At 69.0% G+C, this 21,832-nt stretch carries 21 protein-coding genes; 8 read left to right on the top strand and 13 right to left on the bottom strand.

The features are described 5' to 3' along the window. Positions 1–620: 620 nt before the first annotated feature. Positions 621–1,163 (bottom strand): HD domain-containing protein, encoded by a 543-nt coding sequence (locus AB0B58_RS30805; protein ID WP_360230656.1) that lies wholly within the window; start codon positions 1,161–1,163, stop codon positions 621–623. 74 nt (positions 1,164–1,237) lie between these two features. Here AB0B58_RS30805 and AB0B58_RS30800 point away from each other — a divergent pair, with 74 nt between their 5' ends. Continuing rightward, positions 1,238–1,693, top strand: coding sequence for a hypothetical protein (locus tag AB0B58_RS30800; RefSeq protein ID WP_360230654.1), 456 nt, complete (start codon positions 1,238–1,240; stop codon positions 1,691–1,693). Between the two features lie 10 nt (positions 1,694–1,703). On the opposite strand, the gene AB0B58_RS30795 is transcribed toward AB0B58_RS30800, so the two are convergent. Continuing rightward, positions 1,704–2,315, bottom strand: coding sequence for a hypothetical protein (locus tag AB0B58_RS30795; RefSeq protein ID WP_360230652.1), 612 nt, complete (start codon positions 2,313–2,315; stop codon positions 1,704–1,706). 410 nt (positions 2,316–2,725) lie between these two features. On the opposite strand from AB0B58_RS30795, the gene AB0B58_RS30790 reads away from it, so the two are divergent. From AB0B58_RS30790 to AB0B58_RS30780, 3 genes are all read left to right on the top strand, one after another. Next, a complete protein-coding gene (locus tag AB0B58_RS30790; RefSeq protein WP_360230650.1) occupies positions 2,726–4,213 on the top strand; it encodes a hypothetical protein in 1,488 nt (495 codons plus the stop codon). Beyond that, positions 4,197–4,736: a GNAT family N-acetyltransferase gene (locus tag AB0B58_RS30785; protein ID WP_360230648.1), complete on the top strand. Its 540-nt coding sequence runs from the start codon at positions 4,197–4,199 to the stop codon at positions 4,734–4,736. The genes AB0B58_RS30790 and AB0B58_RS30785 overlap by 17 nt, the downstream gene beginning before the upstream one ends. A 164-nt stretch (positions 4,737–4,900) precedes the next feature. Beyond that, positions 4,901–5,644: an SDR family oxidoreductase gene (locus AB0B58_RS30780; protein WP_360230646.1), complete on the top strand. Its 744-nt coding sequence runs from the start codon at positions 4,901–4,903 to the stop codon at positions 5,642–5,644. Position 5,645: 1 nt separating this feature from the next. Here AB0B58_RS30780 and AB0B58_RS30775 read toward each other — a convergent pair whose 3' ends face one another. From AB0B58_RS30775 to AB0B58_RS30730, 10 genes are all read right to left on the bottom strand, one after another. Further along, a complete protein-coding gene (locus AB0B58_RS30775) occupies positions 5,646–7,127 on the bottom strand; it encodes an alpha-N-arabinofuranosidase (RefSeq protein ID WP_360230644.1) in 1,482 nt (493 codons plus the stop codon). Positions 7,128–7,129: 2 nt separating this feature from the next. Next, on the bottom strand, positions 7,130–7,972 hold the full coding sequence (locus AB0B58_RS30770; RefSeq protein WP_360230642.1) for a carbohydrate ABC transporter permease: 843 nt from the start codon (positions 7,970–7,972) through the stop codon (positions 7,130–7,132). 3 nt (positions 7,973–7,975) lie between these two features. After that, on the bottom strand, positions 7,976–8,911 hold the full coding sequence (locus tag AB0B58_RS30765; RefSeq protein ID WP_360230640.1) for a sugar ABC transporter permease: 936 nt from the start codon (positions 8,909–8,911) through the stop codon (positions 7,976–7,978). A gap of 11 nt (positions 8,912–8,922) precedes the next feature. Further along, positions 8,923–10,242, bottom strand: coding sequence for an extracellular solute-binding protein (locus AB0B58_RS30760; protein WP_360230638.1), 1,320 nt, complete (start codon positions 10,240–10,242; stop codon positions 8,923–8,925). A 114-nt stretch (positions 10,243–10,356) separates the two neighbouring features. Next, entirely contained in the window at positions 10,357–11,046 is a 690-nt protein-coding gene (locus tag AB0B58_RS30755; protein WP_360230636.1) for a hypothetical protein, read from the bottom strand. Between the two features lie 183 nt (positions 11,047–11,229). Further along, complete coding sequence (locus tag AB0B58_RS30750) at positions 11,230–14,328, bottom strand: GH92 family glycosyl hydrolase (protein WP_360230634.1); 3,099 nt, start codon at positions 14,326–14,328, stop codon at positions 11,230–11,232. 103 nt (positions 14,329–14,431) lie between these two features. Next, entirely contained in the window at positions 14,432–14,935 is a 504-nt protein-coding gene (locus AB0B58_RS30745) for a hypothetical protein (protein ID WP_360230632.1), read from the bottom strand. 42 nt (positions 14,936–14,977) lie between these two features. Beyond that, on the bottom strand, positions 14,978–15,604 hold the full coding sequence (locus AB0B58_RS30740) for a DNA-3-methyladenine glycosylase (protein WP_360230630.1): 627 nt from the start codon (positions 15,602–15,604) through the stop codon (positions 14,978–14,980). A 27-nt stretch (positions 15,605–15,631) separates the two neighbouring features. Then, positions 15,632–16,186 (bottom strand): hypothetical protein, encoded by a 555-nt coding sequence (locus AB0B58_RS30735; RefSeq protein ID WP_360230628.1) that lies wholly within the window; start codon positions 16,184–16,186, stop codon positions 15,632–15,634. Between the two features lie 207 nt (positions 16,187–16,393). Then, positions 16,394–17,107: a CAP domain-containing protein gene (locus AB0B58_RS30730; protein ID WP_360230626.1), complete on the bottom strand. Its 714-nt coding sequence runs from the start codon at positions 17,105–17,107 to the stop codon at positions 16,394–16,396. Between the two features lie 231 nt (positions 17,108–17,338). Here AB0B58_RS30730 and AB0B58_RS30725 point away from each other — a divergent pair, with 231 nt between their 5' ends. Genes AB0B58_RS30725 through AB0B58_RS30715 form a run of 3 tightly spaced genes read left to right on the top strand, consistent with a single transcriptional unit; the run spans position 17,339 to position 19,097 of the window. Beyond that, positions 17,339–17,806: a type II toxin-antitoxin system PemK/MazF family toxin gene (locus tag AB0B58_RS30725; RefSeq protein ID WP_360230624.1), complete on the top strand. Its 468-nt coding sequence runs from the start codon at positions 17,339–17,341 to the stop codon at positions 17,804–17,806. A 38-nt stretch (positions 17,807–17,844) separates the two neighbouring features. Further along, positions 17,845–18,426, top strand: coding sequence for a hypothetical protein (locus tag AB0B58_RS30720; RefSeq protein WP_360230622.1), 582 nt, complete (start codon positions 17,845–17,847; stop codon positions 18,424–18,426). 17 nt (positions 18,427–18,443) lie between these two features. Continuing rightward, the gene (locus AB0B58_RS30715) at positions 18,444–19,097 is read left to right on the top strand and encodes a nucleoside monophosphate kinase (protein WP_360230620.1); all 654 of its coding nucleotides are present in this window, start codon (positions 18,444–18,446) and stop codon (positions 19,095–19,097) included. Positions 19,098–19,107: 10 nt separating this feature from the next. On the opposite strand, the gene AB0B58_RS30710 is transcribed toward AB0B58_RS30715, so the two are convergent. After that, entirely contained in the window at positions 19,108–19,869 is a 762-nt protein-coding gene (locus tag AB0B58_RS30710; protein ID WP_360230618.1) for a UDP-galactose-lipid carrier transferase, read from the bottom strand. 178 nt (positions 19,870–20,047) lie between these two features. On the opposite strand from AB0B58_RS30710, the gene tyrS reads away from it, so the two are divergent. Next, positions 20,048–21,289, top strand: a complete 1,242-nt coding sequence (tyrS, locus tag AB0B58_RS30705) for a tyrosine--tRNA ligase (RefSeq protein ID WP_360230868.1) — start codon at positions 20,048–20,050, stop codon at positions 21,287–21,289. Positions 21,290–21,832 lie beyond the last annotated feature (543 nt).

Below are 21,832 nucleotides of genomic sequence, written 5' to 3'. Positions count from 1 at the left end.
GACGGCGGCGACGTGATCGCCGCCGCCCGGCCCCGTGCCGTCGTTGCGAGATGGAGGCTCAGATATCTCAGGTCCCGCTCGGACGTAGGGCTGCCGCTCGGAGGTACCGTTCTCCCGGTTGCCATATCGGGCTGTGACGGCCTAAAGTGCCGGGGGTGAATTCCACCGAGGCGAACCACCACGGGTCGCCCCGGTACTCCTCAAGAGATTTGACGGCGACGATGCGGACCATGATCGGACCGACGCCGTACCGATAGTCCTCATCGGAGAGTGCGTACACCTCGCCCGGTTGTGGGTGGGTTCGGCTGCCGGCCTTCACGATCACATATTCCGAATCGCATCGCGGAGACGCTTGAGGTCAAGCAGGCTGAGGTCCGGCGCGTCGTCGTACCGTTCGTTGTCGGCCCACTGAACCCTTGCTCGGCCCACGTACGGAGCTGATGCTCCGACTGGCAGCTGTGCCCCGGGTGTTCGCTGGGGCAGTATCGAGGTGGGACACATGTCCGGACTTCCTCTGACAGATTTGGTGATCAGGCATATCGGAGGGCCGCCCCTGCCGGTGTCGCAACACGGATATTGATCATGAAGAAGAGCGGCCCGACGGCCGTTCGACGGCGTCATCAAGGGCGAGAAGCCGCGGTGGCCGCGGCGGAGACGACGGTCTCCAGCTCCAAGGCCAACCTGTTCGGCAGGTGCGGCCACGCCGCGGTCATGAAGGCGTGGAAGTACGGCACCCTGTCCGCGAACGGCCGACGTGCCGCCCAGAACGCGGCGGGACTCGGGTGCTGCTCAGCGCGCCGCAGAATGGCTCCGATGGAGACCACCTTGTCGGCCGCACTGGCGATCAGCACGTCGGAATGATCAAGAACTATCGTCGGCGACTCCTCATGATCCAGGGCGTCGTGTTCGCGTTCGATCGCCCGCACGATCTGGGCAACGGTCGGCCCGAACAACTCGGCGAGAACGTTGTCCAGGTCGATCTCGGGTGGAGCGAAGTACGGAGCGTCGTGCAGGATCACCGCGGCGATGAGATCGGGCGAGGCGCCCGGATGGTGTTCGTCGACCTTGCGGGCCACTTTCATGGCGTGGCCGAGCGCGGGTGATCCGTCGATGATCTTGCCTGCGCAGTAGTCACGGCTGAGTTCGATCGCGGCGTCGATCATCGCGGCGCGAGGTCGGGTCAAGGCGCTCACTGCGTGCCTGCTTTCAGAGGTTTTGGGCGTGTACTGTTCCGGCCATGCAGATGTCCGCCGAGGAGCTTCGGGACGCGACATGCATCGTCTGCCCTGCACAGTCGCTGCCTCTCGGCCATTTCGACGTCACCGACCGGCCAGGACCAACCTCGCGGTACGACCCGGACGTCGGTTGCCGCGTCGACCTGGTCACCGACGTGCCGGTCTGCGTGCACCCGTATCGCGTCGGCCTGCCGCCGGGGCAATACTGCTCGGGCGGCGTGCCGGTACCGGAGATCCCGGAGGAACCGCCGGCGCCGACACGCAATGCGCTCGAACTTCCCGACGACGTGACCGACCTCGAAGGATGGATCATCGCCGTCGTGCGCGCTGCCGGTCAGTCACGCATTCATCAAGCACTCGCCGCCGCGGAGGAAGTGGCCGGCAAGCGCTTCGGCGAACGCGCCGTTGTCACAGCCATGAGACGGGTGCTGACCATCGAACTGACTCGGCAACGTTGACTGCGGTCACTCAGGTAGCGACGATCGCGGCCGCGGCCTCGACTGGCGTCTTCTTCTCGAAGGTGAAGCAGTGGCTGCGGCCCTCGGCCTGAATACCGATGCTTTCGTACTTGGCGCCGAGGATGTCGAGACGCCGGCCTGTCTCGGTGCGGTCGAGCCAGTACCGGCGGTTCGGTTCGCCCCAGCCGGCGGCGCGGTAGCACTGGTCGGTGTAGCCGTCGATCTCGTAGCTGAAGCGTTCCTGGTCTGTCATGTGGATGAACCGGATGCCCAGCTTCTCGGTCATGGCCTGACACAGCGTGTACTGAGCCAAGACGGCGTGCACCATCTCATCGACCGGCGCGCTGATCTCCAGCTCGGCGGTCTGCTCGTCGCCGTCAGACAGCTCGAATACGGCGGTCTTGAGTGCCAGCACCCGAATGGCCTCCTCGAAGAGCGGGGGCGTGTCGGCCGCAAGGCTCCAGTTGGCGATCAGCGGATAGCCGGTGAAGGTCGCCCAGCAGTCGCTGTACTCCTTTGACGAGCGCTCCAGTCGGCCGAACTCCTCCGTTGCCTTGATGCCGTCGAGGATCTTGCCGGCGCGATGACCTACCTCAACGGGGGTCGGGATGGTGTGATCCATGGTTGGTCCCTTCTCTTGGGTGGGCGGGAACGCGGGGCGGGAGCCTGAGGTGCTGTTCAGCAATGGTTGTGGCTCGGCCTTTTGAGGAACACCCTGAGTAGTCGGGATCTTCTCCGAAACTCCTTGTTGAACCGAGAACTCTCCTCGAACTGTGCCGCTGACGTGCAGGTTCTTGCAGGCCGTCAACGGGAGTAGATTCGGCTGACGACGTCCGTCATCTACAGGCGAGCAGGAGTCTCCGAGGGGCCACTGTGTGGGACAGTCCTAGCAATGATCACTTCGTGGCCCGCCAAAGGGAGTTCGTGGCCCGCCAAAGGGAGTCGGAGGATCATGCGGTTAAGGCTTTGGTGTTGCGACGAGGTCAACCATTCCAGAGTCGAAAGCAGGAGCGTGCCCAGATAACTCGCGCGATGAGAGAGCAGAGCAAGACCACCGCGGACATTGCGATGGTGCTCTGCTCTCGCTATCGAGTCAACGCGAGAGTCGCGTTTCGCTATGTGATGGGATGGAGTCAGTCCCAGGTCGCCAGCGAATGGTCCGATAGGTGGCCGGCCGAGCCCAAGACGGACAAAGCAATATCCAACTGGGAGAAGTGGCCGAACGGAGGTCATGCGCCCTCGCTGCAAACTCTGGGTCGGCTGGCGCAACTCTACGGCTGTAGCGTTTCCCAGTTGTTGTCCGACCTTCCGGACTACGGGCGCCCTGAACTGGCCGACACGCCGTGTTCGATGCAAGAGCAGGCGTGCGAGGAGCCCATCGTGCCTTCGCCGAGCGGGCTGAGGGAGAACGAAGCGATGGGGGTTCAGGAACTTGGCGACATACTCCCGAGCCCTGGCCGCAGGGAGGTTCGAGGAACGATGCAGCGGAGAAGGGTGCTCGGGCTCGGCGCGCTGGTGGCATCAAGTCTAGGTGGCGTGCCGACGGGCAACAACGGCGATGTTGGACGAGTCGGACTGGTGCAGGTCAAGCAACTTGATTGTGAATCCGTGCGGTTGCGGAACCTTTGCAGTCTGCACGGAGGGGATAGTCTATGGCGTGCGGCCCTTGGCTTAGCGAAAGAGGGCTATCTGCTGCTTGAACAAGGCCAGTACGGCGAGGAGGTTGGGGAGTATCTCCAACAGGCGATCGGGCGCGCTGAAATGTGTGCAGGCTGGCTCGCTCTAGATGCTGGCCGACACGAAACTGCGCGGTCAAGCTTTAATGAAGCATTATCGCTCGCTCGGCAATCGGGCGACCAGAATCTTGAGACACATGCCCTTTGCAACCTCGCACTTCAAAGCAACATGCTTGGGATGCCACGGCAAGCGCTGCGGTTCGCCGACGCGGCAGACAGGGTTTCCGTGCAGATTGCCCCGAAGGTGCGGGTGGTCCTCGGCCTCAGGAAGGCCACCGCGCACGCTCTGATGGGCGATAAGTCCTTGAGCGACAATGCCATGAATGAGGCGCGTCGCCGCCTTGACCGTGAAGCCGGCAAGCCGACGGTGCCATGGTGCAGTTTTGTCACCCAAGCGGAGGTCGATGGGGTCGACGGAACCCGCCTGCTTCATCTGGCGAGGTCAAGGGATGAAATTCCCATCGCGAGAAGGGCGGAGCGCACGCTGGAGCTTGCGATTGCGGAGCATGCGCCTACGTTCGCCCGAAATAGAGCGCTGTACAGGGTGAGGCTAGCTGGTAGCCGGTTGTTGCTCGGCTCCGTCCCGGAGGCTGCGAGGTACGCAACTGTCGCGCTCAAGGAATTGAGTGTCGACCTTGCGAGTTCAATAGTATCGGCAGAGCTCGGCGCGGTTGCTGAAGCGTTTTCTGTTCACCGCGGTCACGCGGAAGTAGATTACTTCCTTGCGTGCTACCGCGCCGCAAGAAAGCATGAAAGGGTGGCGCAGTTTGACTCCGACTCTTGAGATCAAGCTTGGCGGGAGAATCGAGACGCAAGAGCGCAAGAGTGAGCTGATTGATGTCTATTGCGACGCATACGCGGACAAGCTGGAGAATCCATTTCTCTCCGAGGACCGCCATTGGCAGCGGCTCGAAGGTTATGCGTCCATAGATGGATACGCCCTGGCCGAAGGATGGATTGACGGCAAGATGGTGGGCTATGCGCTGGGATACCGTTTGCCGGCAAGCACGAGGTGGTGGCAAGGGCTGATTACTGATGTCAAACCCGAGCAGGTTGCCGAGGATGGGGCACGAACCTTCGCGCTCACCTACATGATGGTTAGGAGAGGCTGCCGGCGCCGCGGCTATGCCAAGGAGCTCCACGATGCATTGTTGCGTGGGCGCCCCGAGATGCGTGCCACTCTGTTGGTTCAGCAAGCCAATACTATTGCCCGAAGCGCATATAATTCCTGGGGTTGGTACAAGATCGGTGAACTGAAGCCATTCGATGACGCTCCGCTCTACGACGCGATGTTGAGGGATCTATAGCGCCTCCCCCGCCTTCGTCGCCGAGGCCGCCTACGCCCCGACGCGGCCGCGTAGCAGGCCCCGCAGGCCTGACGGTCGACCGCCGTTCACCCGGCTGCCTCACTCCCGGTCTTAACTGGTGAGGGGGTGGCGACCTGGCCACCGTCTGACAGGAGGGCCTCGTCATGAAGATCGTGGTTGTGGGCGGCACCGGCCTGATCGGGTCGAAGACCGTGACAAGACTCGGACAGCTCGGCCACGAGGTGGTGGCGGCGTCACCGAGATCGGGCGTCGACGCGCTCACCGGTGCGGGCCTGGCCGAGGCGCTGGCCGGCGCCGCGGTCGTCGTCGACGTGTCGAACTCGCCGTCCTTCCAGGACGCGGCGGTGCTGGAGTTCTTCCGGACCTCCACGGCGAATCTGCTGGGGGCCGAGGCGGCGGCCGGCGTGGGTCATCACGTCGCGCTGTCGGTGGTCGGGACGGCGCGGCTGCCGGAGAGCGGCTACTTCCGGGCGAAGGTCGCCCAGGAAGAGCTGATCGTGGGCTCGCCGATCCCGTTCTCCATCGTCCACGCGACGCAGTTCTTCGAGTTCGTGCGCGGCATCGCCGACTCCGCCACGGACGACGCGACGGTGCGGATCGCACCGGTGCTGTTCCAGCCCGTCGCGGGTGACGATGTCGCCGAGGCGGTTGCCCGGGTCGCGGTGGAATCCCCGTTGATCGGCCGGATCGAGGTCGCCGGCCCGGAGCGGTTCCGGATGGACGACTTCTTCCGGGAGGCGCTGGCGGGGTGGGGGGATCCGCGCGAGGTCGTCACCGATCCGCACGCGCGCTACTTCGGTTCGGTGCTGGCGGAGCGGACGCTGGTGCCGGACGACGGCGCGACGCTCGGCCACCTCAGGTACGCCGACTGGCCGGGCCGGAAGTAGCTCAGCCGAGGCGGATCATGTTCCAGGACAGGGCGGGCAGGACGGCCTGTAGCCGGCCGCCGTCGAGCTTGGGGTCGTCTAGGCGGCGCGGTACCACCCGGTCCGGATGCCGCGCGGTGTTGACCGCGTCCGGGTCGTCGTCGGCGATCGCCGTGTGTGTCGCGGTCGCCAGGCCGGGCAGGGCGCGCAGGTCCACCTCCAGGGTCATCGGCCGGGTCTGCGAGCGGTTCACCGCGAACAGCACCGTGCCCGCCTCCGAGTGCACCGCGACCGCGTCGAGCAGGGGTACCTCGCCGTGGCGCGCGGTCTCGTGCGTCGGCGCCGAGATCGCCGGGCGCAGCACGGTGCCGCGGCCGTACCGGGTCGTCAGGGCGTACGGGTGGAAGCTCGCCTGCCGCCAGGTCGGCCCGCCCGGCTCGGTCATGATCGTGGCGATGACGTTCACGAGCTGGGCCTGGCAGCCGATCTTCACCCGGTCGGCGTGCCGGAGCAGGCTGATCAGCAGGTTGCCGACGACGACCGCGTCGGTGACCGAGTAGACGTCCTCGATGAGGCGGGGCGCCCGCTCGATCTCCAGGTTGGTCTCGCCGGCGAAGCGGCTCTGGTACCAGACGTTCCACTCGTCGAAGGAGAGGTGCAGGCGCTTGCTGTGCCGGCCGACCGCGCGCACGTGGTCGGCGGTGGCGACGACCTCTTCGATGAAGTGGTCCATGTCGGTCGCGCAGGCCAGGAAGCTGTCCCGGTCGTCGCCGTGCTGCTGGTAGTAGCCGTGGAGGGAGACGTAGTCGACCGCGTCGTAGGTCTCGCCCAGTACCGTCGCCTCCCAGCTGCCGAACGTCGGCATCTGCCGGCCCGAGCTGCCGCAGGCGACGAGCTCGATCGACGGGTCGACCTGGCGCATCGCCTTCGCCGTCTCGAGCGCCAGCCGGGCGTACTCGCCGGCGGTCTTGTGGCCGATCTGCCAGGGCCCGTCCATCTCGTTGCCGAGACACCAGGTCTTTATCCCGTACGGTGACCCGCCGCGCAGGTCTGACCAGTAGGTGCCCGAGGCGAGGTTGCAGTATTCGACCAGGGACCGGGCCGCGTCGATGCCGCGGGTGCCGAGGTTGACCGCCATCATCGGCTCGACGCCGACGGTCCGCGCCCAGGTCATGAACTCGTCGACGCCGACGTGGTTGGTCTCCAGCGAGCGCCACGCCAGGTCCAGGCGCGTCGGCCGGTCCTCGACCGGCCCGATGCCGTCCTCCCACCGGTACCCGGAGACGAAGTTGCCGCCGGGGTAGCGCACGAGCGGCGTGCCGAGCTCGCGGACCAGCTCGGCGGTGTCGCGCCGGAAGCCGTGCTCGTCGGCGGTGGGGTGGTCCGGCTCGTGGATTCCGGTGTAGACGCAGCGGCCCATGTGCTCGACGAACGAACCGTACAGCCGGGGGTCGACGTCGCCGATCCGGAACGCCGGGTCGATGGTCATGGTGGAGAAGAGCACGCTCACCCCTTCAGGCCGCTGCCGGCGATGCCTTCGACGATGTTGCGCTGGAACAGCAGGAACACGGCGACGAGCGGTACCGCGCCGAGGATCGCCGACGCCATCGTGTCGGCGTACCGGATGCCGAACGAACCCTGCACGGTCGCGAGGCCGACCGGGATCGTCATGATGTCGGGGTTGCTGAGCACGAGCAGCGGCCAGAGCAGGTCGTTCCAGGACTGCACGAACGTGAAGATGGCGACGGCGGCGACGGCCGGCCGGGCCAGCGGCATGATGATCCGGCGGTAGATGCGCAGGTAGCCCGCGCCGTCCATGCGGGCGACCTCCTCGAGCTCGCGGGGCAGGCCGTCGAAGAACTGCTTGAAGATGAAGACCGCGATCGCGGTGGGTATCTGCGGCAGGCTGACGGCCCACCAGGTGTTCAGCAGCCCCAGCGCGTCGAACTGGCGGAACCACGGCACGATCAGCACCTGGCCGGGGATCATGATGCCGGCCAGCACGAGCCAGAAGACCACGTTGCGGTAGCGGAACCTCATCCGGGACAGCGCGTACGCGGCCAGGCTGGCCACCAGCACCGTGCCGGCGGCCGACAGCGTCGCGATGAACAGGCTGGAGCCGAACCAGGTCAGGATGTCGGTGTCGCGCAGCACCCGGGCGAAGGCGTCCAGGGTTGGGTCGTCGATCGCCCAGGTGGTCTTGGTGGTCTCGGCGTTCGGCTTGAGCGCGGTGTCCAGCGCCCAGGCCAGCGGCACGATCCAGAGCAGCGCGAAGGCGATCAGCACCCCGATGCAGATGCGGTTGAAGAGCTTGACGCGGAACTCGGCCCGTTGCGCGAGATCGGTCATGGGTCAGACCCCCTTCTCCTGGCGCCGGACCAGGGCGAACCAGACCGCCGAGACCGCGAGCACGACCAGGAAGAACAGCATCGAGACGGCGGCCGCGTAACCGACCCGGAAGTTGGTGAAGCCCTCGTCGTAGACGTACTGCAGGAGCGAGCGGGTGGCGAAGTTCGGGCCGCCCGCGGTCATGATGTACATCTGGTCGAAGACCTTGAGCGAGGCGATCACCTGCAGCACGGCCACCAGGGTGGTGGTGCGCCCGAGCATCGGGATGGTGATGCTGCGGATCTGCTGCCAGACCGACGCGCCGTCGATCGAGGAGGCCTCGTACAGGTCGCGCGGGATCTCCTGGAGGCCGGCCAGGTAGAGCACGAAGTTGAAGCCCAGCGTCCACCAGAGGGTGGTCATGGCCAGCGACGGCATGGCCCAGACCGGGTCGCCGAGCCAGTTCGGCGAGGTGACGCCGATCTTGGCGAGGCCGGTCTCGAGCAGCCCCAGGCCGGGCGTGTACAGGAAGATCCAGATCAGGGCCACGACCGCCGACGGCAGGATGTACGGCGCGAAGAAGGCCAGCCGGAAGAACCAGCGGCCGTACCGGGCACGGTCGGCGAGCAGTGCGAAGGCGAACGCGAGGATGATCAGCGGCGGGGTGGTCAGGATCGTGAACCACAGGGTGTGCCACAGCGACGACCAGAAGTCGCCGCTCTGCAGCGCCTCGGCGTAGTTGCCGAAGCCGGCGAAGCCCGACAGGCCGGGCTTGACCAGGCTGGTGTCGAAGAAGCTCATCACCATGCCGTACAGGGTCGGGCCGATGATGAAGGCCAGATAGAGGAAGAGGAACGGCGCCAGGAAGCCCAGCGCGGGCAGGCCGGTCCAGCGGGGCCGCTCCGGCGGCGCTCCGGACTCGGCGGCATCGGGAGGGCGTACGGCGGTCTCGGTGGTCACCAGGCACCCCCTCAGATGGGCGACGCGGTCTTGGACAGGTTCTCGAGCTGGCCGCGCAGCTGCGCGAGCGCGTCCGCGGGGGACTGCTGGCCGCCGAGGACGGTGGCGATCGCGGAGCCGCAGATGATCTCGAAGTTGGAGCCGGACCCGGAGTACCAGCCGTCCGGGTCGTAGACCGCGGCGTCGGCGGCAGCGGCGTAGTTCGACTGCGGCGTCATGGCCCGGTATTCCGCGCTGTCGCGGAACGGTAGCCAGGTCGGCACGTGCCCGCCCTCGGCCCAGGTCTTGCTCTGGTCCAGCATCGAGCGGATCAGCAGCAGCGAGCGGTCGACCTGCTCCGGGTCGTGGCCCGGCTGGCGGGGGATGACAAGCGTGTGCGAGTCCGCCTGTACCGCGTAGCGGCCGCCGCCGTACAGGTTGGGGAAGAGCGTCATGGAGAACGGCATCTTCGCGGTCTGGTACGTGGAGATCTCCCACTCGCCCTGGAAGTAGAAGCCGGCCTGGCCGTTGGCGAAGGTGGCGATGGAGCCCTGGTAGTCGATGCTGGCGGGGAAGAGCCCGTCCGCGGTCAGCGACTGCAGGAAGGCCAGCACCTGGGTCGCCTTGGCGTCGTCGATGACCACCCGGCGCCCGTCGTCGGCGAGGGTCTCGCCGCCCAGCTGGCTGTAGAGCGACTGGAAGATGCGCCACGGCGTCGACGTGTCGTTGTCGATCGCGACGACGCCCCCGTACGCGCCGGAGGCCTCCTTGGCGCGGCGCATCGCGTCGGTGAACTTCTCCGGGGTGTCCAGCGGGGTGAGCGCGCCCGAGGAGTCGAGCAGGCCGGCCTTTGCGCAGATGTCGGTGTTGTAGAACATCACGAACGGGTGGGTGTCGAGCGGGATCGCGTACGCGTGTCCGTCGATGAGCCCCGCCTGCCAGGCGCGCTCGGTGAACTTGTCCGCGGAGATGCCGTGCCGGGCCAGGTCCTCGGGCCGCAGTTCCTCGAGGAGGTCGGCGGCGACCAGGGTCTTCATCCTGGTCAGGTGCGAGATCGCCACGTCCGGCGGCTTGTCGCCGAGCGTCGCCAGCGACAGCTTCGTGTAGTACGGGTTTCCCCAGTTGAGGGTGACGGCGCTGAGCGCGATGCCGGGGTTGGCGGTGCGGAAGGTGTCGAGCATCTGGGTCATCCGGACGCCGTCGCCGCCGCCGAAGAGGTTCCAGTAGTCGAGCGATCCGCCGCTGTCTCGCCCCGGGGTGATTCCACTGCAACCCGTCGTCCCCAGGCCCACCAGCCCGAGACCGGTCGCGGCGGCGGTGCCGCGCAGCAGTGCGCGTCGGGTCAGTGTCATGAACGGAGCCTGCCGCCGCGGCTCGGAACGAGTCCAGGAATCGGCCTTCGCAAGACGAGAAGGCCCGGACGCGAATCGAGAAGGATCTCTCAGCGCGCCCGGCGCCGCCGGCGGCTACTCCTCCTCGGCGTGGTGCTGCCCGTCCTGCCGTTCCGGATCGGCGGGCTCCGCCGCCTCGGGTTCCAGCTCGGTGCCCACCTGGGGCTGGTCGGCCCAGAGGGCGCGCATCTGGCCCTGCATGAAGGTGGTGAGCCGCCTGCGGTACTCGCGGTCGAAGTGCTCCAGCGATTCGATCTGCTGCTGCAGGGACTCCCGCTTGGCGATCAGGCTGCCGACGGAGTCCTCGTAGCGCTGGTCCGCCTGCGACTTGAGCTGCTCGGCGTGCCCCTGCGCGTCGCCGACGATCGTCGCGGCCCGCGCGTTCGCGGAGGCGAGGATCTGGTCGGCCTTGCGCTGCGCCTCGTCCGCGCGGATCCGCGCGTCCCGGGCCGCCTGCTCCGCGGTCGCCCGCGCCTCGGTCATCACCTTCTCCGCCTCGCAGCGGACATTGTGGGCATGGACCTGCGCGTCCCGGGCCGACTGGTCGGCAGTTGCCTGCGCGTCGGTACGGATCTTCTCCGCGTGCCGGTTGGCGGCGGCGATGTGCTCCTCCGCCGTGCGCTGGGCCAGCGTCAGAACCTGCAACGCGTTGTCCGTGCGGGTCGGGCCGCCGGGGATGGCCGGGTGTTCCGAGGTCGCTCCGTCCGAGCTCGTGCCGCCGAGCACCGCCTTGACACGAGCCCTTATCTGATTGTCAGTCGTCACAGGAGACCTCCAGTCGCGTCAACGAGCCGTCGTGGCCGGGCCCACCTTGCGGCCCGGCCAATCTGATAACGGTTGAGACACGGCTACGGCGTGGCTACCGACCGGTTCATTACGGACGAATCCGGCATGACCGGTGGCCCGGGGGCGGGAGCCGCGGGACCCGGCGCCCGCCCCCGGGGGTCTCTAGTTGACGAGAATCTCGTAGATGCGGGCCGCGGTGTTGCCGTCGGACGCCGGCGTGACGACCGCGACCCGGACGTAGCGGGCGTCCACGTTCACCGCGGTGGTGGTCGAGTCGGCCGTGTTGCCGCGCACCTGCGACCGCGTCGTCCAGGCGGACCCGTCGTCCGAGGTCTGCACGTCGAAGTCGCGGGTGTTCCACGCCGGGAACTCGCCGCCCGCGCCCGCGTGCCGGATGACCACCGAACCGACGCGCTGCCGGGTGCCCAGGTCGGCCTGCACCCACTTGGTCGCGCCCTGCGAGCACCACTTGTCGTTCCAGCCGCCCAGCCAGCTGCCGTTGAACGCCTTGGCCGGCCCCTCGTTCGCACCGCAGGACGAGTCCGCGGCGGCCGGGCGGTTCAGCGCCAGGTCCGTTGGCGCGCTGCTCTCGCCGTACACCTCCAGTTCGTAGATCCGGGCGGCGGCGTTGCCGTCGTTCGCCGGCTGGCTGGTCTCGAAGCGCACGTGGCGCGCGGTGCGCGCGGCGATCGGGGTGTAGGTCCGGCTGCTCTTGGACGCGGTGACGGTCACCGCGTTCGACCAGGTCGTGCCGTCGGTGCTGGTCGATATCGTGAACGCGCCGGTGTTCCAGTTGGTGACCTCACCGCCGAGGGCGGCGTGCTTGACGATGAACGACGACACCGTGCGCGCCGAGCCGAGGTCGACCTGCAGCTGCCGCGGCGCGGTGCCGGAGCACCACTTGCTGTTGCCGGCGAGCGCGCCGTCGACCGCCTTCGCGGCGGCCTCCGCGCTTCCGCAGGCCGTGGATCCGGTCACCGCGCGGCCCAGGGCCAGGTTCGGACCGAGGTCCGGTTCCGCGGGCGGCTGGGTGGCGCCCCCGGCGAAGCTCGGAGGTACGTCGGAAGCGCCCGTGCCCCACGCGGAGGGGCTGCCGCCCATGGTGAACGCCACGGTCCCGCCGTCCGCGATGTCGTCGTAGCGCAGGTAGCTGTGGCTGGTCGAGGTGCCGTCGACCGACAGCGACTGCACGTACCGGTTGGCCGCGCTGCCACCGGTGATCGTGATGTTGCCCGGCCCCCGCTGGATGAGCACGCTCGGGAAGAGCGCGCCGTGCACCGCGAGGGTGTCCGCGCCCGGCGTCACCGGGTAGAAGCCCAGCGCCGACCAGACGTACCAGGCGGAGGTGGCGCCCAGGTCGTCGTTGCCGGGCAGGCCGCCCGCGCCGGTGGTGAACGACTCCGCCATGACCCGGCGCACCGCGTCGCTGGCGCCGGCCGGCTTGCGCGCGACGTTGTACGTCCACGGCACGTTGTGCTCGGGCTCGTTGCCGATGTAGAAGTACGGCCGGCTCAGGCCGCCGTTGAGCTCGGTGAAGTGGTGGTCGAGCCGCTGCACCGCGGTGGCCGGCCCGCCCATCAGGGTGATCAGCGCGCCGAGGTTGTGCGGCACCATCCACGAGTACTGCGCGGCGTTGCCCTCGACGTACGGGCTCTCCTGCGCCGGGTTGAGCGGCGCCGACCAGGCACCGCCGCCGTCGCGGGTGTGCAGGTAGGACGACTCGCCGTTGAACAGGCTGCGCCAGTACTGCGAGCGGCTCGCGTACGTGTCGCGCGCGGCGGTGTCGCCGAGCGCGCCGGCGAACTGCGCGATGGCGAAGTCCGAGGCCGCGTACTCGAGGGTCTCCGACGGGTTGCCGGGGATGAAGTGGTTGCTCTGGTAGACGGACTGGTTGCCGCGCAGCACCACGCCCTGTGTCGAGCCGCCGCTGCCGCTCTTCTTCATCAGCGCCAGCGCCGCCGCGGTGTCGAAGCCGCGCACGCCGAACGCGTACGCGCTGGCCACGATGATCGGGCCGGGGTCGCCGGGCATGACGAAGTCCTCGACGCTCTGGTGCGACCACTTGGGCAGCAGGCCGCCCTGCTGTCCGTCCAGGACCATCGACTTGACGATGTCGCTCATCACGTCCGGCGCTATCAGGGCGACCAGCGCCGCCCAGGACCGGTAGATGTCCCAGCCGGAGTAGTTCTGGTACACCGGGTGCGAGGCGGTGTGCACGGCGTTGTCGAAGCCGCGGTACTCGCCGTTGGTGTCGCTGGCCAGGTTCGGGTTCTGCAGCACGTGGTACAGCGCCGTGTAGAACTTCTGCAGGTCGGTGGCGCCGCCGCCGGTCACCTGGATCCGGTTCAGGGCGGTGTTCCAGGCGGCGCTCGCGTTGCTGCGCACGGTCGCGAAGGCCGCCGCCTCCGCGGTGGCGTTGTTCTGCGCGTTGGCGACGCTGACGAACGAGATGCCGATCGTGGCGTTGACGACGGCGTTCGAGGTGGTGTCGAACGTGACGTACGCGCCGGTGCTGGTGCCGCTGGTGTTCGACGAGCCGGCCGTGACCGTGCCGGCCTTGAAGGTGCCGAAGCCGGTCGGCGCGCGGTCGAACAGTATGGAGTAGTACATCTTGAACGTCTTGCCGCCACAGAAGCCGCCGGCGGTGTGTTCGCCCCAGACCCGGTTGCCGGAGATGGTGACGTTGCCGTCGCGGTCGCCGGTGGCGGAGCGGCTGGCGTTGATCAGCACCCGGGCGGTGGTGCTGGCGGGGTAGGTCAGCCGCATCGCGCCGGTGCGCTTGGTGGCGCTGAGCTCGGCGTCGACGCCGTACTTGTCGAGCCGGTTGCGGTAGTAGCCGGGCGACGCGGTCTCGTTGGTCTTCGTGTACGCGGACGCGTAGCTGGTCCAGTTGGAGCCGGGGGAGGCGCCGAGGTTGCCGGTGATCGGCAGGATCGGGATGTCCTCGTTGTTGGGGCAGCCGGCGCCGTTGAAGTGGGTGAGGCTGAACGACTCGACCGTGCGGTCCCGGTCCCGGTAGCCCGACGGCGACCCGGTGGGGGTGTCGGGGCTGAACTGGACCATCCCGAACGGCACGGTGGCGCCGGGGAAGGTGCTGCCGCCGGCGCCGCCGCCGACCGGGTTGGGTGAGTTGCTGTCGTCGGTGCCGATGAACGGATTGACGTACTGGACCAGGTCGAGGTCGGCTGCCGCCTGGGCGGCCTGCGGGACCGAGAGGGCCGCGGCGGCGAGGACGACCGCCGCGGCGAGGGTACGGAGCATAGGGGTGCCGTCCCTTCAATGTGACAACGATGTCAAGAGCGTGACCTATAGAAGCACGCAGATATAACCAGTTGTCAATACGTGGACCGCGCACCGGGAGCGCTCAGCGGGCGGCCATGCCCGGGCTACCGGTACGCAGGGAGCGCCGTTCGCGCAGCAGTGACGCGGCGGCCAGCGTGGTGCCGCCGACGCCGATGCTGCCGAGCATCCCCAGCGCGAACCGCTGCTGATAGACGACCAGCTGTTCCTGGCCGGCGGTGTCCCCCGGGGGCACGTCCTCGCTCATCCCGGAGAACGCGCTCATCCCGGCGATCCAGAAGGCGCACAGGGCCAGCCCGCTCAGGACCAGGCCCCAGTGCGGCAGCTCGGGCGGCGCCCACACGGAACGGATCCAGCCGCTCTGCGGCTTCCGGCCGCGGACGATGCGCCGGTTGGTGACGAGCCCGGCGGTGAACCCGGGCAGCACGAGCACCGCGGTGACGATGACGGCGACGGCGGTCGGCAGCAGTCGCACCCCGGCGAACAGCCCGGCGATGAGCGCCGCCGCCCAACCGACGCCGGCCAGGCACATGAGGTCCAGCAGCAGCAACATCCGACGTGAGATCACTAAGTCGGACGTTATCTCCCGGTACGCCCCGATGTAGGCAGATCACGGCTTTTTCACGGAGCGTGTCGGCGGCAGGCGAGGGGTGTGGCGCCGGTAGGCGCTGACGGAGGGCTCGCCCCTGATCCAGAACCGCCACGGCACATCGTGGGCGGCGGTCACGCCGACCCGCGGTCCCGCCTCGATCAGCTCCTCCGGGGTCGGTGCCGGCGGCGGTACGAGAGTCAGCGGCCCACTGCCGTCGATCACCGAGGTTCCGTTCGCCCCTCGGTCCAGTCCGAGCACCTGGGTCAGTTTTCCCGGACCGCCGGCAAGGTCCCGGTCGGACTTCGCCGCCGGCCGCCGTTCCCTTGCCTGCTCGAGGCCGGCGATGACCTCACCCGCCCGCAACAGGACGGCCGCGGCCACCCCCACCTCGCCACAGACCACATTCATGCAGTTGTACATCCCGTAGATCTGGTAGACGTACAGTCGGCCGGCTTGGCCGAACATCACCGCGTTGCGGTTGGTGACGCCCCGGTGGGCGTGGCTGGCCGGGTCCTCGCCCAGCCCGCTGTACGCCTCGACCTCGGTGAGCCGCACGGTCACCCCGTTCGCGGTGAGCAGCCACCCGAGCAGCTCGCGCGCGGCCTCGTCGACGGCCGCCGCGGGCAGGTCCAGCCACGACTTCATCCGCACAGCGAAGCACGACCCGATCGGCTATCCGGCCCCCGGGTGCGGCTCCACCGGCGGCGGCTGCGCCGAGTACCGGGCCCGGTATGCGTTGAAGTGCGCCAGGTGGTAGGTCCGGCCCCGGTAGTCCAGCACCGCCGGCGGCGGATCCTCGACCGTCGTCGAGTTCGTCGTGTCGTCGAAGTACGCGGTCAGCGTCGGCTCGTTCCAGCGCGCCGCGGCCTCCCGCGCCTCCGCGAGATCGGTCCAGAGCCGCGGGGTGAGGGTGTCCTTCCGCCCAGGCCGCAGGATCGCCCGGAGCACGGCGGGACTGTAGATCGTGCGTACCCGGAAACGGGTGAGGTGCCGCCGCGGCAGGGCGATGCGGATGGACCGGTGCGCGGAGCTGCGATGACGCCCGACCACGAAGAGTTTGTCCTCGCAGCTGCTCCATCGGGCCGGCAGCACCCACACCTTCGCCCCCGGGGCGAAGTGTCTGGTGCCGGCCCGGATCTCCAGGCCGCCGGGGCCCTGAGCGGTCTCCTCGGCAACGTTCGCCACGACGCAGTGCGCCAGGGGCTGTGCATCCTGACCGATCGCCACGCCGTCATCGTCGCCGATCCGGGTGGGTCCGGCAATCGTGATCGCCGGGTCACCTCGCCGGGCGGGTCGGTCCCGTCGGGCGGGTGCGCCTGACCGGGCCGCACCGGCCACCCGGCCGGGTCGGCCCGAACGGGCGGGTCGGCCCGAAGAGGAAGAGCCTGCGCAGGCGGCGGCGCCGCGCGGGCCCGCTCGGACCGACCCGGCCGGTCATCCGACGAAGTCCTGTGTCATCCAGACGATGCCCTTGCCGTCGCGCACGACGCTCAGGCCGATCCGCTTGAAGCCCTTGCTCAGCAGGTTCTTGCGGTGGCCGTCCTCCGGCGGGACCTCGGCGAGCATGCTGTCGGTCAGCCCGTTGGCGGCCCTGACGATGGCCGAGTTGCTCGAACCCGCCGAGCCGAAGCCGATGTTCTCGCCCGCCGAGCTCCAGTTCACGCCCTGCGCGCTGAACCGGTCGCCGATGCCGCCCTCGCCGGGGCACTGGTGCGACAGCTCGCAGCCGTCGATCATCAGCTGGTTGTGCAGGGCCGCGGCCTTCGACAGCGACGAGTCCAGGCGGTAGGGCGGCAGGCCCTCGCCGGCGCGGGCCGAGTTGATGTGTGCGAGCACCTGGTCGAGGATCGAGCCGCTGGTCGCCGGCGCGGCGCCGGCCTTCTCCGCCGTACGCGGCGCCGAGGTCTTGCGCTTGGTCGGCTTGGGCTTCGGGCTGCTGGTGGTGGCCTTCGGGGTCGGCGGCTTCGACGTCGGCGTGCCGGCGGCCGATGTGCCCGGATCATCCGGCAGCGCGACGTCGTCCAGCAGCTCGGTGCCCGGCTCGCCGGTGGGCTCGGCCGCGACCAGCGGGGTATCGGCCGAGGCGCGGCTCGCGGTGGGGGCGTGCCGGTTGAGCCCGACCGCGGTGAAGCCCAGTCCGATGACCACGGCGGTGGCCCCTGCCACCAATGTGAACCGGACTCGGTGGGCTGCGGACATCGACACGGGCTCGGTCACCTCGGGAATCGCGGCGGCCCGCCGCTGGCGCGGCAGGTCTGCCGTACCGGCAGCGCACCGACTATGTGCTCTCCCGCCCGCGCGCGGGCCCCACCTCAGGTGCGCTTAAGGATCGACACACGAAGACATAAGGAGCCGGACCCGGGCCGTTACAGTGCGCGGGTGAGCAGACTCCTCAAGGGCATCGCCGGCACGCTGCGCCGGGTCGCGGGACGCCGCGCCCCCACCCCGCCCGCGCCGCGGCCCGCGCCGCCCGCCCGCCGCGGCCGCCATCTCGAGTACTCGCCGAACCTCGACGGCGACGCCGACCCGGGCGAGATCGTGTGGACCTGGGTGAAGTACGAGGACGACCCCGCTCAGGGCAAGGACCGTCCCGTGCTGGTGGTCGGGCGCAACCACCGCACGCTGCTCGGCCTGATGCTCTCCAGCCAGGCGGAGCGCGACGGCCAGCGCGGCTGGCTGGCGCTGGGCCCGGGCGCGTGGGACCGCGAAACGCGCCCCAGCTGGGTGCGCCTCGACCGGGTTCTCGAGGTCGACGAGGACGGCATCCGCCGCGAGGGCGCGGTCCTCGACCGGGCCCGGTTCGACCGCGTCGCCGGCGCGCTGCGCCGCGACCACGGCTGGGCATGACGCCCGGACCGGATCCGCAGCCCGATACCGTGGCCGGCATGGATGCGGACAACATGGTCGGTTTCGGCGGCAAGCAGGCGTGGCTGGCCGTGCGTGACGGCGATCCCGCGCGGGTGCTCGAGGCGCTCGGCCTGCGAGATCTCGGCGAGGTCCGCTGGCGCGACGGCATCGACCTGGCCCACCTGACGGACGACCGGGTCGCGGTGACACCGCCGCTGCCCGGTGCCCGGGACACGTCCTGGGTGCTCGCCGTCGGGCGCTACCTGCTGCGCCCGGACACGGTGGTCGACGTCGTCGGCCTCTCGGCGCGGCTGCACACCGAGGTCCAGTTCTTCGCCACCCACCGGGTGACCGAGTCGCACCGCTGGCAGCGCGCCGTCGACGGCGAGCTCGTGCGGACGTTCGGCTACGTCGGGCAGACCGGCGACGTGACCTCCTGGCACGGCGATCCCGACCCGGCCGAACGCGCGGCGGGCCTGCCCGCGACCCTCGTGGACGAGGAGAGCACAGTGCTCGTCTCGGAACGCGACGTGCTGACCGTCGCCGATGGGTGGAGCATCGACCCTGCAAGGCTCGACGGGAAGGCGCCGGGCCCGCTGCGCGTCGGCGCCGCGGCCTGAGGAAGGACGGCGACACCATGCGCAAGTACGTGATCATGGGAGTGCAGGGCAGCGGCAAGGGCACCCAGAGCGCGATGCTCTGCGCGGACCTCGACCTGGTGCACATCAGCGTCGGTGACCTGTTCCGCTGGCACGTGCAGAACCACACCAAGCTCGGCGCCCAGGTCCGCCGCGCGATGAGGGCGGGCGAACTGGTCAGCGACGACCTCGTGGAATCGGTCGTCCGCGGCCGCCTCGACCAGCACGACTGGAACTTCGGCTTCGTCATCGACGGCTTCCCCCGCAACGGCCGCCAGGCCGAGTTCTTCATGGAGAGCTACGACATCGACGGCGTCATCCACCTCGAGCTCGCCGACGAGGAGGTGCGCCGGCGGGTGCTGAGCAGGCGGCTCTGCCCGGGCTGCGGCATGGACTACAACCTGATCGCCGACCGGCCCGAGGTCGAGGGGCGCTGCGACATCTGCGGAACGGCGCTGATCACCCGGGAGGACGACACCCCGGAGGCGCTGGCGGCCCGGCTGCGCGACTACTACGAGAAGACGAGGCCGGTGCTGGAGCTGTTCCGCCGCAAGGAGGTGGTGCACGACGTGGACGCGGGAACGGCGGTGGAGCAGGTACAGGCCGGCATCCGGGAGACCCTGGGACTGCCCGCCTACGCGGCGAAGAGCTGAGGCCGGTGCGTCAGTCGGCGTCGTGCACGTCGTAGCCCCGCCGGGTGAGGTCGGTCTCGAGCGTGTGGCAGACGTGCTCGACGACGGCGACCCGGGCGAAGGGCTTACTGTCCCCGGCGATGATCTTCCAGGGGGCCCGCTTCTTGTCGGTTTTGGTGATCATGTCTTCGATGGCGGCCTCGTAGTCGTCGCGGCGCTCGCGGTTGCGCCAGTCCTCGTCGGTGAGTTTCCAGGTGCGCAGGGGGTCCTGTGCCCGGTCCTGGAAGCGGCGGAGCTGCTCCTCGGGGGAGACGTGCATCCAGAACTTCATGAGGATCATGCCTTCGGCGGTGAGGGTGCGCTCGAACTCGACGATCTCGTCGTACGCGCGGGTCCACTGCTCCTTCGTGGCGAAGCCCTCCACGCGTTCGACCAGGACCCGGCCGTACCAGGAGCGGTCGAGGACCGTCATGCCGCCCCAGCCGGGCAGAACCGACCAGAACCGCTGCAGGAAGTGGTGTCGCTTCTCGTCATAGGTCGGCGCGGCGAACTGGGAGACCCGGACGTGCCGGGGATCCAGGGGCGCCACGAGGCGCTTGATGGCGCCGCCCTTGCCGGAGGCGTCCCAGCCCTCGAACAGCACGCAGAGCGGCGGGCCGATCTTGTGATCGCCCAGCTGGCCGCCCAGGAGCAGCCGGAGCCGCAGCAGGCGCTGCTGGGCGGCCTCGAGCCGCAGCAGGCCGTCCTTCTTCGAGAGCCTGACCGACAGGTCGACCTGTGAGAGGCGCGTCATGCTGCCCTCCTCGCTGCCCGGCCGGCCGGCGCCGGGCCCGGTCGCCGCGCCTGCCTCCCGGCCGGCTCGACACTCATTGCATCAGCCTCGCACCCGGGCGCGACATGGGCATCCCGAAACCCGGTGTGTCCGGGTCTACCGGATGCGCGACAATTCGGCGGTGACTCTCGTTGACGACATGCAGTGGCGCGGACTGATCCAGGACTCCACCGACCCCGAGGAGCTGCGCAAGCACCTCGACGGCGGCTCGATCACGTTCTACGTGGGCTTCGACCCGACCGCGGCGTCCCTGCACGTCGGCAACCTGATGCAGGTCGTCACGGCCCGCCGCCTGCAGCTCGCCGGGCACCGGCCGCTGCTGCTGGTCGGCGGCGCCACCGGGCAGATCGGCGACCCGGGCGGCAAGTCCGCCGAGCGCGTGCTGAACCCGCGCGAGGTGACCGCCGGCTGGGTGCTGCGCATCCGTGACCAGCTGTCCCCGTTCGTCACCTACGAGGGTGCGAACGCCGCCACGCTGGTCAACAACCTGGACTGGACCGGCGAGCTGTCGGTGATCGACTTTCTGCGCGACGTCGGCAAGCACTTCCCGATCAACAAGATGCTGGCCCGCGACGTCGTCAAGAACCGCCTCGAGACCGGGATCAGCTACACCGAGTTCAGCTACCAGCTGCTGCAGGCGAACGACTTCTACGAGCTGCACCGGCGGCACGACTGCTCGCTGCAGTTCGGCGGCTCGGACCAGTGGGGCAACATCACGGCGGGCGTCGACTTCGTCCGCCGCCGCGGGGCGGGTCCGGTGCACGCGTTCACGACCCCCCTGGTCCTGAAGGCGGACGGCACCAAGTTCGGCAAGAGCGAGGGCGGCGCCACCTGGCTCGACCCGGCGATGACCACGCCGTACGCGTTCTACCAGTTCTGGGTGAACGCGGACGACCGCGACGTCTCGAGCTACCTGCGCTACTTCAGCTTCAAGACCCGCGAGGAGATCGAGGAGCTGGAGAAGGCCACCGCCGAACGCCCGCAGGCCCGCCTGGCGCAGCGCGAGCTGGCATGGGAGATCACGGCCCTGGTGCACGGCGAGGAGGAGGCCCGGCAGGCGGTCGCGGCCAGCCAGGCCCTGTTCGGCCGGGGATCCCTGGACGACCTGTCGGCGGACACGCTGCGGGCCGCGTTGTCCGAGGCCGGCCTCACCGAGGTACGCGGTGAGCTCCCGACCGTGACGGCGCTGCTGCAGACCGCCGGGCTGGTCAAGAGCGGGGGAGAGGCGCGCCGCACGATCGCCGAGGGCGGCGCTTACCTGAACAACGAGCGCATCACCGACCCGGAGGCCACGGTCCCGGAGTCGGCGCTGCTCCAGGGCCGCTTCCTGGTCCTGCGCCGGGGCAAGCGCACCTTCGCCGGCGTCGAGGTGGTCAGGTAACCGGCGGCTCGATCGCGGGGGCGGTGCTCGGCTGATGCCGGGCACCGCCCCTTTCGTTTCGTGCCGGTCGCTTCGGCGTCCGGCCGGACGCCCGCGCTCGTTGGGCCCCAGATGGCGCGGTCCGTGCGCTCCGGGCCAGGTCAGAGGCGGTTCGGCGGCGTCTTGACGGGCCGGCGGGTGACCTGTGGTCCGGGACACGGGGGGCCGATTTGGTGCTCTGGGAGGGACCGGGTAATGTTTTGCGAGCCGGCAGGGAAACGGGCGAGGCAAGCAGAACGAACCGAGAGATCGGGGAGATCGGCTACCGGCCGTCCTGCCAAACCCCAAGGAAATCGCATCGGGTAGGGTCGTGCGCGGCCCAAAATTCGGAGTGACGGATTTGGGGAACTTGCGGGAAATTCTCTTCGCAGAACCGGAAAAACCGGATTTGACGCCGAGAAATAGCGCGAGTAAAGTTGAGCGAGTGCCCCGGGGACGGGTTGCCTGGTTAGGGTGGCTGGTTTTCCGGTGTGTGGTTGTTCTTTGAGAACTCAACAGGGTGCT

This window comes from Actinoplanes sp. NPDC049118, from assembly GCF_040648555.1.
GTDB lineage: Bacteria > Actinomycetota > Actinomycetes > Mycobacteriales > Micromonosporaceae > Actinoplanes.
This window is presented reverse-complemented; position numbering and strand designations above follow the sequence as displayed.

Excerpts from the sequence above, each read along its gene's own strand:
- AB0B58_RS30805 (WP_360230656.1), bottom strand. The coding sequence starts at position 1,163 with ATGATCGACGCCGCGATCGAACTCAGCCGTGACTACTGCGCAGGCAAG.
- AB0B58_RS30800 (WP_360230654.1), top strand. The coding sequence starts at position 1,238 with ATGCAGATGTCCGCCGAGGAGCTTCGGGACGCGACATGCATCGTCTGC.
- AB0B58_RS30795 (WP_360230652.1), bottom strand. The coding sequence starts at position 2,315 with ATGGATCACACCATCCCGACCCCCGTTGAGGTAGGTCATCGCGCCGGC.
- AB0B58_RS30790 (WP_360230650.1), top strand. The coding sequence starts at position 2,726 with ATGAGAGAGCAGAGCAAGACCACCGCGGACATTGCGATGGTGCTCTGC.
- AB0B58_RS30780 (WP_360230646.1), top strand. The coding sequence starts at position 4,901 with ATGAAGATCGTGGTTGTGGGCGGCACCGGCCTGATCGGGTCGAAGACC.
- AB0B58_RS30770 (WP_360230642.1), bottom strand. The coding sequence starts at position 7,972 with ATGACCGATCTCGCGCAACGGGCCGAGTTCCGCGTCAAGCTCTTCAAC.
- AB0B58_RS30760 (WP_360230638.1), bottom strand. The coding sequence starts at position 10,242 with ATGACACTGACCCGACGCGCACTGCTGCGCGGCACCGCCGCCGCGACC.
- AB0B58_RS30750 (WP_360230634.1), bottom strand. The coding sequence starts at position 14,328 with ATGCTCCGTACCCTCGCCGCGGCGGTCGTCCTCGCCGCCGCGGCCCTC.
- AB0B58_RS30740 (WP_360230630.1), bottom strand. The coding sequence starts at position 15,604 with ATGAAGTCGTGGCTGGACCTGCCCGCGGCGGCCGTCGACGAGGCCGCG.
- AB0B58_RS30720 (WP_360230622.1), top strand. The coding sequence starts at position 17,845 with ATGGATGCGGACAACATGGTCGGTTTCGGCGGCAAGCAGGCGTGGCTG.
- AB0B58_RS30715 (WP_360230620.1), top strand. The coding sequence starts at position 18,444 with ATGCGCAAGTACGTGATCATGGGAGTGCAGGGCAGCGGCAAGGGCACC.
- AB0B58_RS30710 (WP_360230618.1), bottom strand. The coding sequence starts at position 19,869 with ATGACGCGCCTCTCACAGGTCGACCTGTCGGTCAGGCTCTCGAAGAAG.
- tyrS (WP_360230868.1), top strand. The coding sequence starts at position 20,048 with ATGCAGTGGCGCGGACTGATCCAGGACTCCACCGACCCCGAGGAGCTG.